The organism is Neoaquamicrobium sediminum (assembly GCF_040970315.1).
Classification (GTDB): domain Bacteria; phylum Pseudomonadota; class Alphaproteobacteria; order Rhizobiales; family Rhizobiaceae; genus Aerobium; species Aerobium sediminum.
Window position 1 is genome coordinate 418299 of the sequence record NZ_JAZHFV010000001.1, and the last position, 12852, is coordinate 431150.

General features: G+C 63.3%; 14 protein-coding genes and 1 tRNA gene. 8 read left to right on the forward strand and 7 right to left on the reverse strand.

What is annotated here, in order from left to right; genetic code table 11:
- The first annotated feature begins 79 nt into the window (after positions 1–79).
- Positions 80–538: a DoxX family protein gene (locus tag V1479_RS02075; protein ID WP_173188509.1), complete on the forward strand. Its 459-nt coding sequence runs from the start codon at positions 80–82 to the stop codon at positions 536–538.
- A gap of 84 nt (positions 539–622) precedes the next feature.
- Here V1479_RS02075 and rpsA read toward each other — a convergent pair whose 3' ends face one another.
- From rpsA to aroA, 6 genes are all read right to left on the reverse strand, one after another.
- Positions 623–2320, reverse strand: a complete 1698-nt coding sequence (gene rpsA, locus V1479_RS02080; RefSeq protein WP_368801442.1) for a 30S ribosomal protein S1 — start codon at positions 2318–2320, stop codon at positions 623–625.
- 224 nt (positions 2321–2544) lie between these two features.
- Positions 2545–3219 carry a (d)CMP kinase gene (gene cmk / locus V1479_RS02085; RefSeq protein WP_368801443.1) on the reverse strand — a complete coding sequence of 225 codons (675 nt, stop codon included), beginning with the start codon at positions 3217–3219 and terminating at the stop codon, positions 2545–2547.
- A gap of 51 nt (positions 3220–3270) precedes the next feature.
- A complete protein-coding gene (locus V1479_RS02090) occupies positions 3271–3843 on the reverse strand; it encodes a dihydrofolate reductase family protein (RefSeq protein ID WP_368801444.1) in 573 nt (190 codons plus the stop codon).
- 130 nt (positions 3844–3973) lie between these two features.
- Complete coding sequence (locus V1479_RS02095; protein ID WP_368801445.1) at positions 3974–4681, reverse strand: SDR family oxidoreductase; 708 nt, start codon at positions 4679–4681, stop codon at positions 3974–3976.
- Between the two features lie 41 nt (positions 4682–4722).
- Entirely contained in the window at positions 4723–5358 is a 636-nt protein-coding gene (locus tag V1479_RS02100; RefSeq protein ID WP_368801446.1) for a 2-hydroxychromene-2-carboxylate isomerase, read from the reverse strand.
- Between the two features lie 95 nt (positions 5359–5453).
- Positions 5454–6794 carry a 3-phosphoshikimate 1-carboxyvinyltransferase gene (gene aroA, locus V1479_RS02105; protein WP_368801447.1) on the reverse strand — a complete coding sequence of 447 codons (1341 nt, stop codon included), beginning with the start codon at positions 6792–6794 and terminating at the stop codon, positions 5454–5456.
- Between the two features lie 299 nt (positions 6795–7093).
- Here aroA and V1479_RS02110 point away from each other — a divergent pair, with 299 nt between their 5' ends.
- From V1479_RS02110 to rpiB, 7 genes are all read left to right on the forward strand, one after another.
- Positions 7094–7477, forward strand: a complete 384-nt coding sequence (locus V1479_RS02110) for a TIGR02300 family protein (RefSeq protein WP_173188497.1) — start codon at positions 7094–7096, stop codon at positions 7475–7477.
- Positions 7478–7602: 125 nt separating this feature from the next.
- Positions 7603–7678: transfer RNA gene (locus V1479_RS02115), tRNA-Ala, on the forward strand.
- 272 nt (positions 7679–7950) lie between these two features.
- Positions 7951–8691: a FadR/GntR family transcriptional regulator gene (locus tag V1479_RS02120; RefSeq protein WP_173188496.1), complete on the forward strand. Its 741-nt coding sequence runs from the start codon at positions 7951–7953 to the stop codon at positions 8689–8691.
- 34 nt (positions 8692–8725) lie between these two features.
- Positions 8726–9715: a TRAP transporter substrate-binding protein gene (locus V1479_RS02125; protein WP_368801448.1), complete on the forward strand. Its 990-nt coding sequence runs from the start codon at positions 8726–8728 to the stop codon at positions 9713–9715.
- Positions 9716–9801: 86 nt separating this feature from the next.
- Positions 9802–10269 carry a TRAP transporter small permease gene (locus V1479_RS02130; RefSeq protein WP_368801449.1) on the forward strand — a complete coding sequence of 156 codons (468 nt, stop codon included), beginning with the start codon at positions 9802–9804 and terminating at the stop codon, positions 10267–10269.
- 2 nt (positions 10270–10271) lie between these two features.
- Positions 10272–11549: a TRAP transporter large permease gene (locus V1479_RS02135; protein WP_368801450.1), complete on the forward strand. Its 1278-nt coding sequence runs from the start codon at positions 10272–10274 to the stop codon at positions 11547–11549.
- A gap of 20 nt (positions 11550–11569) precedes the next feature.
- The gene (gene rpiB / locus V1479_RS02140; protein WP_368801451.1) at positions 11570–12016 is read left to right on the forward strand and encodes a ribose 5-phosphate isomerase B; all 447 of its coding nucleotides are present in this window, start codon (positions 11570–11572) and stop codon (positions 12014–12016) included.
- Positions 12017–12022: 6 nt separating this feature from the next.
- Here the strand turns inward: rpiB and V1479_RS02145 are convergent, their stop codons facing one another.
- Positions 12023–12850 carry a DUF1365 domain-containing protein gene (locus tag V1479_RS02145; protein WP_368801452.1) on the reverse strand — a complete coding sequence of 276 codons (828 nt, stop codon included), beginning with the start codon at positions 12848–12850 and terminating at the stop codon, positions 12023–12025.
- Positions 12851–12852 lie beyond the last annotated feature (2 nt).

The window sequence follows — 12852 nt, forward strand, 5'->3', positions numbered from 1 at the left end:
GATCAACCGTTGTTTATTTGACCGTCAGGCTCATGATTTGCTGATTGTGCACCGCAACATTATCAGCAAGGAGTTTTTCGTGTCCCAATCCGTTTCCCAACCCCATCCCTCGCGGCGGCTTTTGATTCCCGCCCTCGGCAATGTCTATGCACCGCTGCACGAGCTTGCCGAAACGGTGCTGCGTGTTGTCGCCGGGCTCGCCCTCGTGGTCCACGGAGCAGGCAAGATCAGCGAACCCTTCGGCAGTGTCGAGATGGTAGAAGGGTTGGGGTTCTATCCCGGCGTGTTCTGGTCGCCGCTTCTGGCTGCAACGGAATTCTTCGGCGGCATGCTCATCGCGGTCGGCCTGTTGACCAGACCGGCGGCATTTGCGGCCATGATCGTGCTGCTGGTCACCGTCTGGTTCCACTGGATTACCCTCGGCCAGGGCTATATGGGCGCGGAGAAGTCGATCCTCTGGGCTGCGATCTTTTTCTTCTTCGCCATTCGCGGCGCCAATGGCCATTCGGTCGACGCGAGGCTCGGCCGCGAAGTCTGATCACCGGCAACCAATACCCGGACAAGCAAAAGCCCCGCCGGATCGCTCCGGCGGGGCTTTTTTGTTCAAATCACTTCAGGACGATCAGTCCTTGGTGGTCTGCTTCTTGAGCGCTGCGCCCAGAATGTCGCCCAGCGACGCGCCGGAGTCGGTCGAACCGTACTGTGCGACGGCTTCCTTCTCTTCGGCGATTTCCAGCGCCTTGATGGAGACCTGCAGCTTGCGGGTCTTCTTGTCGAAGGCGATGACGCGGGCGTCGACCTTCTGACCGACCTGGAAACGCTCCGGACGCTGCTCGTCGCGATCGCGCGACAGGTCCGAACGCTTGATGAAGGTGTCGAGGTCGTGGTCGACGAGCCTGACTTCCAGGCCTCCGTCCTTGACATCGGTGACCTCACAGGTCACGACCGCGCCCTTGCGCAGTTCACCCGAAGAGGCGGCCTCGCCGATGGCATCGCGGCCGAGCTGCTTGATGCCGAGCGAGATACGCTCCTTCTCGATGTCGACGTCGAGCACCTGCGCCGAAACCATGTCGCCGCGGTTGTACTCCTCGATGACCTGCTCGCCCGGACGGTTCCAGTCGAGGTCGGAGAGGTGGACCATGCCGTCGACATCGCCGTCGAGGCCGATGAACAGGCCGAACTCGGTCTTGTTCTTGACCTCGCCCTCGACAACCGAACCCGAAGGATGGTTGCGGGCGAATGCTTCCCACGGATTCTCGAGCGTCTGCTTGAGGCCGAGCGAGATGCGGCGCTTCTGCGGGTCGACCTCGAGAACTACAACCTCGACTTCCTGCGTGGTCGACAGGATCTTGCCGGGGTGAACGTTCTTCTTGGTCCACGACATCTCGGAAACGTGGATGAGGCCCTCGATCCCCGGCTCCAGCTCGACGAACGCGCCGTAGTCGGTGATGTTGGTGACGGTTCCGGTGATCTTCTTGCCGATCGGGAACTTGGTGCCGATGTCCTGCCAGGGATCGCTCTCGAGCTGCTTCATGCCGAGCGAGATGCGGTGCGTTTCCTGGTTGATGCGGATGATCTGCACCTTCACCGTCTGACCGATGTTGAGAATCTCGGTCGGATGGTTGACGCGACGCCATGCCATGTCGGTCACGTGGAGCAGGCCATCGATGCCGCCGAGGTCGACGAACGCACCGTAGTCGGTGATGTTCTTGACCACGCCCTCGACCACCTGACCCTCTTCGAGGTTCTGGACGATCTCGGAGCGCTGCTCGGCACGGCTCTCCTCGAGCACGGTGCGGCGCGAAACCACGATGTTGCCGCGACGGCGATCCATCTTGAGGATCTCGAAGGGCTGCGGATTATGCATGAGGGGCGTGACGTCGCGGATCGGACGGATGTCGACCTGCGAACGCGGCAGGAAGGCGACGGCGCCGTCCAGATCGACGGTGAAGCCACCCTTGACCTGGTTGAAGATGACGCCTTCGACGCGCTCGCCGGCGTTGAACTTGGCTTCGAGACGGACCCAGCTCTCTTCACGGCGGGCCTTCTCGCGCGACAGCATGGCCTCGCCAAGCGCGTTCTCGATGCGCTCGACATAGATCTCGACCTCGTCGCCGGCCTTGAGTTCCTTGGCGCTAGCGCCGAATTCCTTCAGCGGGACGCGGCCTTCGACCTTGAGGCCGACGTCGATGATGGCCATGTCTTTTTCGATGGCCGTGATGAGACCCTTGACGACCGAACCTTCAGCGGAGTGCTCGGCGGAAAAGGACTCGTCGAGCATGCTCGCGAAATCGTCGCGGGTAGGATTTGCGTTGGACATATGTGCTCCTGGAATGCCCGGCCATATCGGCTTCGTCGGGCTTGCGCCGTGGGTTTGCGTTGCGTCTGGCCTGCCGTGCATCGCGATCCGGCCTGGCGGATCGGCTTGCCGCTTCTGGCGGCATCTCCGGCGCATGACAATGCGGGCGGGCCGGTTTCGACATGAACAAAATGCGCCGCAGGCCTTTCCCGCCTATTGGGAAGACGATGCGTCGCGTCTCGTTGCTAGTCTTCGCTCCGGGCGGCCATGGACGTTTCGACCAGTGTTACCGCCGCCTGGAACGCCGTCTCTATATCCATTTCGCTCGTATCGAGCAAGTGGGCGTCTGGCGCCGGCAGCAGGGGCGAGTCGGCCCGGCCCATGTCGCGCGCGTCGCGGCGCTCGATGTCGGCAAGGATGCGTTCGAAATCAGCGGTGCCGCCGCGCGCCTCGATCTCGGCCAGGCGGCGTCGCGCGCGCACCTCGGCGCTGGCAGTAAGATAGAGCTTCACGTCGGCATCGGGGCACACCACCGTGCCGATGTCGCGCCCGTCGAGGACGGCGCCAGGCGGGGTGCGGGCGAATTCGCGCTGTTTGTCGACGAGTACGCGCCTCACGGCGGGAATGACCGCCACCTGCGACGCAGCCTCGCCGATTGCATGTGCCGAAAGCACCTCCCGATCCATGGCCCTGAGGTCCAACTGCCGCGCCGCGGTCTCGGCGGCCGAGGCGTTGTCGAGCGGCAGCCCGTAGGTCAGCATCCGGTGCGCGACGGCACGATAGCTGAGCCCGGTATCGAGCAGGTTGAGGTGGAAGTGGTCGGCCAGCCGGCGAGCGAGCGTACCCTTACCCGCACCGGCCGGCCCGTCGATGGCGATCAGCAAATCCGGCATCCCGTTCGTTTCGATGCGACCGCGCATAGCCGAATTTTCAACGCGCGGCTATCGGCTTGATGCCGGAACCGGGCAGGACTACGGCTGTACGGTCGTGTAGCGCAGCAGCACGATGCCATCGTCGAACTGCTCGTTGCCGGCAAGTTCCAGCGTTGCAGCCACACCATCCGGAAACAGGCGCGTGCCGCGCCCGAGGATGGTCGGGAAGACCATCAGCCTAAGCTCGTCGACGAGGCCGTGCGGCAGAAGCTGGTGGACGATGGAAGCGCTGCCGAAGATCAGGACGTCGCCGTCGACGCTGGCGCGGATCTTTCGCGCGGCATCGACAAGATCTCCTTCGATCAGGCTGGAATTGGACCAGTCAACGGTTTCGAGCGTCCGTGACGCGACGTATTTGGGAAGGCTGTTGATGCGTGCCGCGTAGCCTTCCGGATCGTTCACCAAGGGCCACACGGCGGCGAACCCGTCATAGGTCACCCGCCCGTAGATCATGGCGTTCGCATCCGCCAGTTCGCGGTGCTTGAAGGCGTCGCCCGTCGGGCCGCGGCTGAACGGACCCGTCCAGTCACCGAGGCCGGAGCCTTCCATGCCGACCGGATCCTGGATGACGCCGTCGAGCGACATGTACTGCGTTGCGATGATGCGTCCCATGATCTTCTCCTCTTGAACCGGTGCGACAGGCACCTGCAACAATGACGTTGCAGGTGCCGGGCATCCGACAGGCAGAGATAGAAAATGGGTGTGGCCGCCAATTACCTCGCGGGTAAGTGCTGGCCGGCCGTCAGGTCGAACGCATCAGTCCGCCATCGATGCGCAGGCTCTGGCCGGTGATGTAGGAGGATTTCTCCGACGCCAGGAAGAGTACGAGTTCGGCCACTTCCTCGCTTCGCCCGTAGCGCTTCATCGGCACGCTCTCGCGGCGTTCTTCCGTCGGGGCGATGCTGTCGATCCAGCCGGGCAGGACATTGTTCATGCGTACGTTGCGCGTCGCGTATTCATCGGCGAAGAGCTTGGTGTAGGCCGCAAGTCCCGCCCGCGCGACCGCCGAGGTCGGAAACATCGCGCTTGGCTCGTCCACCCAGGCCGTGGAGATATTGACGATAGCGCCGCCGCCGTTCCTAGCCATCAGCGGCGCGACGAGGCGCGTGGCCCGCACGACGTTCATGAAATAGACGTCGAAACCAGTGTGCCACTGCTCATCGGTGATCTCCAGGAGCGGCGCCCGAGGCCCGTGGCCGGCGCCGTTGACGAGCACGTCGATCCGGCCCCAGCGATCCATGGCGGCGGTCACGAAACGCTCGAGGTCTTCGCTCGACTGGTTGGAGCCGGTAAAGCCCAGCCCGCCCAGCTCCTTGGCCAGCGCCTCGCCCTTGCCCGAAGACGAAAGCACGGCGACTTCGTATCCGCTTTTAGCCAGCTTGCGCGCCGAGGCCGCCCCCATGCCGGAGCCGCCGCCGACCACCATCGCAACCTTGTTGTCGCCAGCCATTGTTCTCTCCTTTTTTCGATTCTCAGTAGAGTTGCCGGCAGTCAGCCGGTCGCCGCCTTGCGGACGATGCCGGTCTCGATCTGATCCAGCCCGGCATAGGGCGCGCGCGTGAATATTTCGGGTTCCTCCAGCCAGGCAAGCAGCATGTCGAAGGCGTCGACACCCCAGAACAGTTCGTCATCCACCGCGAAGGTCGGCACGCCGAAGACGCCGCAGGCGATCGCCTCGTCGGTCAGTGCGCGCAATCGGTCCTTGGCGTTCTGTTTGCCGGCCAAGGCCGGGTCGACGCCGGTACACGCGGCGAAGGCCGCCAGATCGCTTTCATTGTCTGGTGCGCGGCCGTCCGAGAACACGAAGTCGAAGGCTTTTCGTACCGTTTTAAGGTCCGCGTCCGAGCCTGCCAGCAACCGCATGGCTGCCAGGGGATTGAACGGGTGGCGCTGCGGGAAGCGCATCGCCAGTCCGTATTTTTCGCCGAGGAAGCACGAGAGGCGATAGGTGTGCAGCCGCTTCGGCGCGATTTCGGCGGGGCCGCGCTGTCCCCAATGGGCGAGCAACGGCCCAAGCAGGATCGGCTTCGGCTTTACCTCCACATCCGCCGGCAATTCGCCGAACCGGGCGAGCGCCACATGCGCGAAAGGAGAAATGATGTCGAAATAGAAGTCGATCTGTCGCACGTGCTCCTCCCTTGCCGGACCGACATTGGCTAACACGCGAGCCTGACAAGGGAAACGCCGTGCCGTTGGCACAGAACTGCCGCGGGATACTGCGGCTAGTCGATCTGCGCTCCAAGCCCCGCCATGAGGTCGAAGAATTCGGGGAAGCTGGTGGCGACCATGCCGCGGTCGTCGACCGTGACCGGCTTTTCGGCAGCAAGTCCCATGACCAGAAAGCTCATGGCGATGCGGTGGTCGAGGTGGGTCTCGACCGTCCCGCCGCCGAGCCCCTTGCCGCCAGGGCGCCCGCGTACGGTGAGTGACGCTTCGCCCTCCGTGCAGTCGACGCCGTTCGCCTCGAGCCCGCGCGCGACGGCGGCAAGGCGGTCGCTTTCCTTGACGCGGAGCTCGTCGAGCCCGTCCATCACCGTCTCGCCCTGGGCGAAGCTGGCCGCCACGGCAAGCACGGGATATTCGTCGATCATGAATGGCGCGCGTGCTGGCGGCACCGTCACGCCGCTCAGATCGCTGTGGCGCACCCGCAGGTCGGCGACCTCCTCGCCGCCGGCATCGCGCCTGTTGATCACCTCGATGTTGCCGCCCATTTCCATGAGCGTGTCGATCAGCCCGGTGCGCGTCGGGTTCATCAGCACGTTCTCTATCGTGACATCCGAACCGGGCACAATCAGCGCCGCAACCAGCGGGAAAGCAGCCGACGACGGGTCGCCCGGCACGGCAATCGTCTGGCCGGAAAGCCGGCCCTCGCCCTGGATGCGTATATGGCGCACGCCTTCGGCGTCGGTTTCGACTTCCAGTTCGGCCCCGAAGCCCGCAAGCATCTTTTCCGTGTGATCGCGGGTCATGATCGGTTCGATCACGGTCGTGATGCCCGGCGTGTTCAGCGCGGCGAGCAGCACAGCCGACTTCACCTGCGCGGAAGCCATGGGCACCCGGTAGCTGATCGGTGCGGCCCGTTTGGGGCCGCGCAGCGTCAGCGGCAGGCGCCCGCCATCGGCGGCGGAAACCACCTGCATGCCCATTTCGCGCAGCGGATCGAGGACACGCCCCATCGGTCGCTTGGAAAGGGACGCGTCGCCGACGAACGTCGTCGCCATGTCGTAGGTGCCGACAAGCCCCATGGTCAGGCGCGCTCCGGTGCCGGCATTGCCGAAATCGAGCGGTGCGACCGGCTCCAGCAGGCAGCCATTGCCGACCCCCTGAATGATCCATTCGCCGTCAGCTTTCTCGATGCGCGCGCCCATCGCCTTCATCGCCTCGCCGGTGCGCAATACATCCTCGCCCTCGAGCAGGCCTGTGATGCGCGTCTCGCCTGCCGCCAGCCCGCCGAACATGAACGATCGGTGCGAAATCGACTTGTCGCCGGGCACCCGCACACTGCCGGAAAGCGTTTCCGACCTCGACGCGGTTGCCGGGCTTGGGGAGGCGAGGCTGTTCATGCTGACGATCCTTGCGGCCCCGTGCGGGGGCGTTCCAGTTTGGGGAGGTCTCTACCATGAGCCTCGGAGCCGGTCATCCCCTGGCGGCAGCCCTTGCCTGAAAAGGGTTTTTCAGCAATGGGGGTTACACGCAACGCAGCCGTGCAAAGCCTGTTGACATAGGCTTTGACAGCACGCCAACTTGCAGTTATGGGGACCCCACTTTTTTCGAGGAAGGGGCCGTCGCCGAAGTGTGCCGCCCTTTTTGGCCGCGGCTCCAACGACGGCGACCTGAAAGCAAGCAGAACAAGAGGCAAGACGTGGCTAAACCCGATCTCGGCACCAAACGCATTTGCCCGGAAACGGGCCGTAAATTTTACGACCTGAACAAGGACCCGATCGTCTCTCCCTATACGGGCCAGAGCTACCCGCTGTCCTATTTCGACAGTGGCTCCTCCTCGGTCAGCGATGACGACGAGGTCGAGGAAAAGGAACTCGACGCAGAGGAATCCGGCGCGGAAATCGTGTCGCTCGAGGATGCCGACGACGAGGCGAAGGGCGACAGCGACGACGTCTCGATCGAGGACGAAGAGGACGTGGATCTCGGCGACGACGATGACGACGCTTTCCTGGCCGATGAGGAGGAAGACGAGGACGACGTTTCCGGCATCATCAGCGTCGGCGACGACGACGACGAGAGCTGACTTTAAAAAAGGCCTCTCGCGAGGCTTGATATTGTCTGCGGGCGGGTTTAGAAGCCGCCATCGAAAACCGGCGCGGCTCCCATGCGCGCCGGGATAGAGACGGCGCCGGCCTTCCGGGCCGGTGTGGGGCCATAGCTCAGCTGGGAGAGCGCCTGCATGGCATGCAGGAGGTCAGCGGTTCGATCCCGCTTGGCTCCACCAATTTCCCCAAACAACCCGTGTTATATGCCTCTTGTGTCGGCTGGCGGCTTTTTGCCGGTCCAGGCCGGGGGGCATTCGAGTTCGACCGCATGCGGCGGTCGATGAAAACTGCGCCGAAGCACTTCTGGCAGTGACTGCCGCAGGCATCTGACTTTTCCGTCTCTGTTGATCCGATCCGACCGGGCCGCGTTGCGAGCGCGCTTGACAGCCGGTTCGGATTCGGGAATCAGTGGTCAGACCACTGTAAGGCCACTTGGGAGGAGAGCCGGCCGATGTCGACGGTGCTTGCCGAAAATGACGACCTGTCGGGCGCGGAAAAGGTATTCGCCTTTTTCCGCGATGCGCTGGTTGACGGTTCGCTAAAGCCCGGTGAGCGGCTGTTGGGTGAGCGCGAGCTTTCGCTGCGGCTGGGCGTGTCTAGGCCGGTTCTGCGCGAGGCGCTGCGCTCGCTTTCAATGCTGGGCTTTCTGGATATCCGGCACGGAAAGGGCGCCTATGTGCGCCAGGCGGACATCAACGTGCTGTCGGACTTCTTCACATTCAGCCTCGCCCAGCAGCCCGACATTCTCGACGACGTAATGCAGGCGCGTATCGCGATCGAATGCCAGGCGATTCGCCTGGCCTGCGAGCGGGCCACCGAGACGGACCTCAAACACATCGGCTCCAGGCTCACGCAACTCATGGATACCCTACATGACCCGATGGACGGCGGTGCTGCCGATTTTGCCTTTCACCAGGCGATCGTCGAGGCAAGCCGTAGCGAGGCGCTGGTCACGCTTTACGGGGCGATCGGCGAGCTCCTTCGGCGCAGCCACGTTCAGCGTCGCGAGGTGACTGTCTCGGAGCCCGGCATTGTCGACTATCTCGTCGAGGCGCACCGGGAGGTCTTTCTGTCGATTGTGGAGCGCGACGCGGACGCAGCCGATCGCAAGCTGCGCGACCACTTCGCCATCGGCGACGAGTTTCGTCGCCGCAGCCTGATCTCGGCCTTCACCCGGAGGCCGCAGACCTAAGCACGAAGCCTGAAAATCAAGGGAGGATTTCGATATGCTGCATAGGACAATCACGCGCGCGCTCACCGGCGCGGCCATAGCACTCGCCATGACGGGAGCGGCCGTTGCCGCCGAACTGCGTTATGCCCACGTGGGCGCCGAAGGCGACATCCAGACGATCTACGCTGCCCAGGCGGCCGAAGGCATCGCCGCGGCGACGAATGGCGATGTCACCGTGACCGTTTATCCTGCGAGCCAGCTCGGCGGCGTCGCCGAAATGGTCGACGGCATCCGCATGGGTTCGATCTCGATCGGCCACCACGACTTTGCCTCGCTGGCCCGCCTCGTGCCTGAGGTTGCCGTTTTCAACGCGCCTTTCATCTACCGTGATGGCGCTCACGCACTCGCCGCCACCGATCCTGAAACCTCGCCGGCCCTTCAGGCCATCAACGAGAAGCTGGTCGCGCAGGGCGTACGCATCATCGGCCGCATCTATCGCGGCGATCGCCAGATTTCGTCCAACTTCCCCGTGAAGACGCCGGCCGACCTGTCGGGCAAGCCCTTCCGCGCCGTGCCGCTCGAATTGTGGGTGTCCATGGTGAAGGGCTTCGGCGCGATCCCGACCCCGGTCGAGGTGGCTGAACTGCCGACCGCGCTGATGACCGGCGTGGTGGTGGGCCAGGAAAACCCGCTCACCATGATCGCGGCCAACAACCTCAATGAGGTGCAGTCGCATGTCTCGATGACCGGACACATGCGCGCCGTGCTGGCGGTATTCGTCAACGAGGAAGTCTGGCAGGGGCTGAGCGAAGACCAGCGCGCGGCGATCACCAAGGTGCTTGACGACGAGGCGACGAAGTCTCTGCAGATGGCTCAGGAAGGCGAGGCAAAGCTGGTCGAAGAGCTCAAGGGCCGCGGCATGACCTTCATCACCGAAGCCGACGGGCTCGACCTCACCGCCTTCCGCGAAAGCGTCAACAAGCAGATCGCCCAGGACTTTCCGAGCTTCACGCCGCTGATCGAGCAGATCCAGGCGGTCGAATAACGCACCGAGAGCCGGCCGGGGTTTTCCGCCCCGGCCGTTCAGTCTCATGAAAACGGACCCGCGAAGGCGGCGGGCAGGGAGGAAGAATGCGCATCGTCGAACGCATCATGACCGCGCTAGTCGTGATGATCCTGGCGGGTCTGGTGCTCGTTCCGACCGCGCAGGTCATCATGCGCGGTGTTTTCGTCCAGCCCTTCATCGGCGCAGAGGAGTTTACCCGCTTCCTGCTGATCTGCCTGATTTTCTGCGCCTATCCGCTGGTCGTGCAGAAGGGTGAGAACATCGTCATGGGTGAGTTCAAGGCCGCTCTTCCGGATCGGCCGAGGCGGGTGCTCAACGTCCTGATCTCGATCGGCGCCATCGCTGCAACCGCCTTCATCACATACGTGACTGCCAGCAACATCTCCCGGAACCTGAATAACGCAACGCCGACGCTCGGTATTCCGTTCTGGCTGTTTCTCGGCGCGACCCTTCTTGGCTTTGCAGGCGCGGCAGCCGTTCACCTCCTTCATCTGCGCAAGCCGCCGCAGGCGGACAAGAACGTGGTGCTGTAATCATGGGCTTCGCCGTCATTGTCGCTTTTCTGGCCCTCTTCATGCTGGGCTTTCCGGTGGTGTATGCGATCCTGCTACCGTCGATCGCGTATGTGCTGATTGAAGGTTTGCCGCTCGGGCTTCTGGCCCAGCGCATTACCTACGCGCTCGATTCCTTTCCTCTCGTGGCCGTGCCGCTCTTCATATTCGTCGGCAATCTGATGAACCTGTCGGGCATCACCGATCGCATATTCCGTTTCGCCTATACGCTGGTCGGGCGGGTGCCTGGCGGGCTGGCGCAGGTGAATGTTTTCGGCAGCCTCATCTTTTCCGGCATGTCGGGTGCCGCTCTGGCGGATATTGGAGGGCTGGGGCGCATCGAGATCGAGGCCATGCGCAAGCGTGGATTCAGCGCCGCCTTTGCCGGCGCGGTCACGGGCGCATCGGCAACCATCGGGCCTATCTTTCCGCCGTCGATTCCCTTGATCGTCTACGGTTCGGTCACGAGCGTTTCGATCGTTCAGTTGCTGGTCGCAGGCATCATGCCCGCCATCCTGTGCACCGTGCTGCTGATGACGACGGTGCTTGTCATCGCCACGCGCGAAAAGCATCCCCGCGCGGATCGCTGGCCGACCGTCGGCGAGGTCGTGCGCGATTTCTTGCCGGCTATCCCGGCGATCATCGCGCCCGCGCTGATGATCGCCGGCATGACGTTCGGCGCCTTCACCCCCACCGAAGCTGCTGCGATAACCGCGGTCTATGTGGTCATCATAAGCGCGGTTCTCTATCGCGAGCTGACCCTGGCGCATCTCTGGAATTCCGCCATCCTGACGGCGCGCAGTTCTTCGGCGATCCTGATCATCGTGGCCGCCGCCGCCCTGTTCGGCTGGATTCTGGCCGTGGAGCAGGTTCCCCAGACCTTTGCTGCAGCGCTGCTGGGCCTGTCGCGCGATCCGATCATGCTGCTGATCATCGCCAACCTCGTCTTCTTCGTGGCCGGCATGTTCCTGGATTCCACGACGGCGACATTGTTGCTCGTCCCCATCATTGCGCCGCCGCTTGTCCTGGCCGGCGTCGATCCGGTCCAGCTCGGCATCGTCACGATCTTCAACCTGATGCTGGGTCTGCTGACGCCTCCCATGGGTCTGTCGCTGTTTCTGGTGGCCGACATCGCGAAAGTATCGATCCGGCAATTGCTCAAGGCGCTGTTGCCTTTCTACATCCCGCTGCTGACCACGTTGATGATCCTTACCTTCGCAAAGGATTTCACCTTGTGGCTCCCACGTATGATAGCCCAGTAAAGACCCCTCGGAGTTCATCCATGCGCATCGTCATAGGTTCAGACCACGCCGGCTTTCCGCTCAAGGCCACCATCATGGACCATATACGGTCGCTCGGACATGAGGTGCACGATGCGGGGTCCTATACGCCCGATCCAGTCGACTTTCCCGACATAGCCAAGGTGGTGACTTCGTCGATCCTCGACGGCAAGGCTGAACGTGGGCTTATGGTCTGCGGCACCGGCGTCGGCGCCTCGATTGCCGCGAACAAGGTCAAGGGCATCCGCGCGGCGGTCTGCCACGACGTGCATTCCGCTCATCAGTCAGTAGAGCATGACGACGTCAATGTGATGTGCATCGGGGCGCAGATCGTGGGCGCCTGGCTCGCCAAGGATCTCGTGACCGCATATCTGGAAGCGGAATTCTCTACGGACGAGGATTTCCGCCGGCGCGTGAGGAAGCTCGCCGAAATGGATCGCGAGCGGTAATCGCCCTCAACGAGTACCCTGCGGCGATTGCCTGGCCGGCATGGCCGGGGGGCTCTTGTGAAACGGCGCGCCCTTCAGCCAGAGTTTGAGCGCCTGCCAATGGATCGCGCCAACGACCTTCAGCGTCATGAACGGGAAGCGCGCCAGGCAGCGGGCAAGATGCGAATCGTCGAGCGGGAGCGCGTCGCCGTTGAAGGTCGCGGCCAGCAGCGGCGCGTTGTCTTCCGTCTCGTGAATGCGCAGACGCACCGTCTTGCCGGGCGGCAGCACGCGGAAATGATAGCGCGCGTTCATGCCGATGAAGGGCGAGACGTGGAATGCCTTGCCGCGTTCCTGACGAATGCCGGCCGCGCTTTCCTCGCCGGCCAGCACCGGTGCGACATAAGCGTGACGCCCACCGAACGTGTTGCGCACCGCGTATATCAGCGCGATCAGCCTGCCGGTGTCGTCATAGGCGAAATAGACGGAGATCGGATTGAAGACGTAGCCGAGAATGCGTGGGAAGCACAGCAGAAGTACCCTCGCTGCGGGCGCGGCCAGGCCAGCATTTGCCAGTAACCTGTCTACGAATTGTCGAAGGGTTTCACCGTCGTTTTCGACATGATCGCGCTCCTGAAACGATGCAAGGCCCGCCTGGTTGACGCCAAGCAGGCGCGACATGCGGCCCAGCTCTACGAGCCTGTCGATGTCCACAAGCAGGGAGAAGACGGGATAGCTGAAGCGGTGCCCGAACGGTCTCAGGCGCTGGTGCATGACCCTGCCGGGGTAGAGCGTTCCGGCGGCTTCCGGCGGCGCTCCGTTCGCATCGGTTGTCGTGATGCGCTCGCGGGTCATCT

Bases quoted from the DNA above. Each gene is read 5' to 3' on its own strand.
- rpsA (WP_368801442.1), bottom strand. From the start codon at position 2,320: ATGTCCAACGCAAATCCTACCCGCGACGATTTCGCGAGCATGCTCGAC.
- cmk (WP_368801443.1), bottom strand. From the start codon at position 3,219: ATGCGCGGTCGCATCGAAACGAACGGGATGCCGGATTTGCTGATCGCC.
- V1479_RS02090 (WP_368801444.1), bottom strand. From the start codon at position 3,843: ATGGGACGCATCATCGCAACGCAGTACATGTCGCTCGACGGCGTCATC.
- V1479_RS02095 (WP_368801445.1), bottom strand. From the start codon at position 4,681: ATGGCTGGCGACAACAAGGTTGCGATGGTGGTCGGCGGCGGCTCCGGC.
- aroA (WP_368801447.1), bottom strand. From the start codon at position 6,794: ATGAACAGCCTCGCCTCCCCAAGCCCGGCAACCGCGTCGAGGTCGGAA.
- V1479_RS02120 (WP_173188496.1), top strand. From the start codon at position 7,951: ATGTCGACGGTGCTTGCCGAAAATGACGACCTGTCGGGCGCGGAAAAG.
- V1479_RS02125 (WP_368801448.1), top strand. From the start codon at position 8,726: ATGCTGCATAGGACAATCACGCGCGCGCTCACCGGCGCGGCCATAGCA.
- V1479_RS02130 (WP_368801449.1), top strand. From the start codon at position 9,802: ATGCGCATCGTCGAACGCATCATGACCGCGCTAGTCGTGATGATCCTG.
- V1479_RS02135 (WP_368801450.1), top strand. From the start codon at position 10,272: ATGGGCTTCGCCGTCATTGTCGCTTTTCTGGCCCTCTTCATGCTGGGC.
- rpiB (WP_368801451.1), top strand. From the start codon at position 11,570: ATGCGCATCGTCATAGGTTCAGACCACGCCGGCTTTCCGCTCAAGGCC.
- V1479_RS02145 (WP_368801452.1), bottom strand. From the start codon at position 12,850: ATGACCCGCGAGCGCATCACGACAACCGATGCGAACGGAGCGCCGCCG.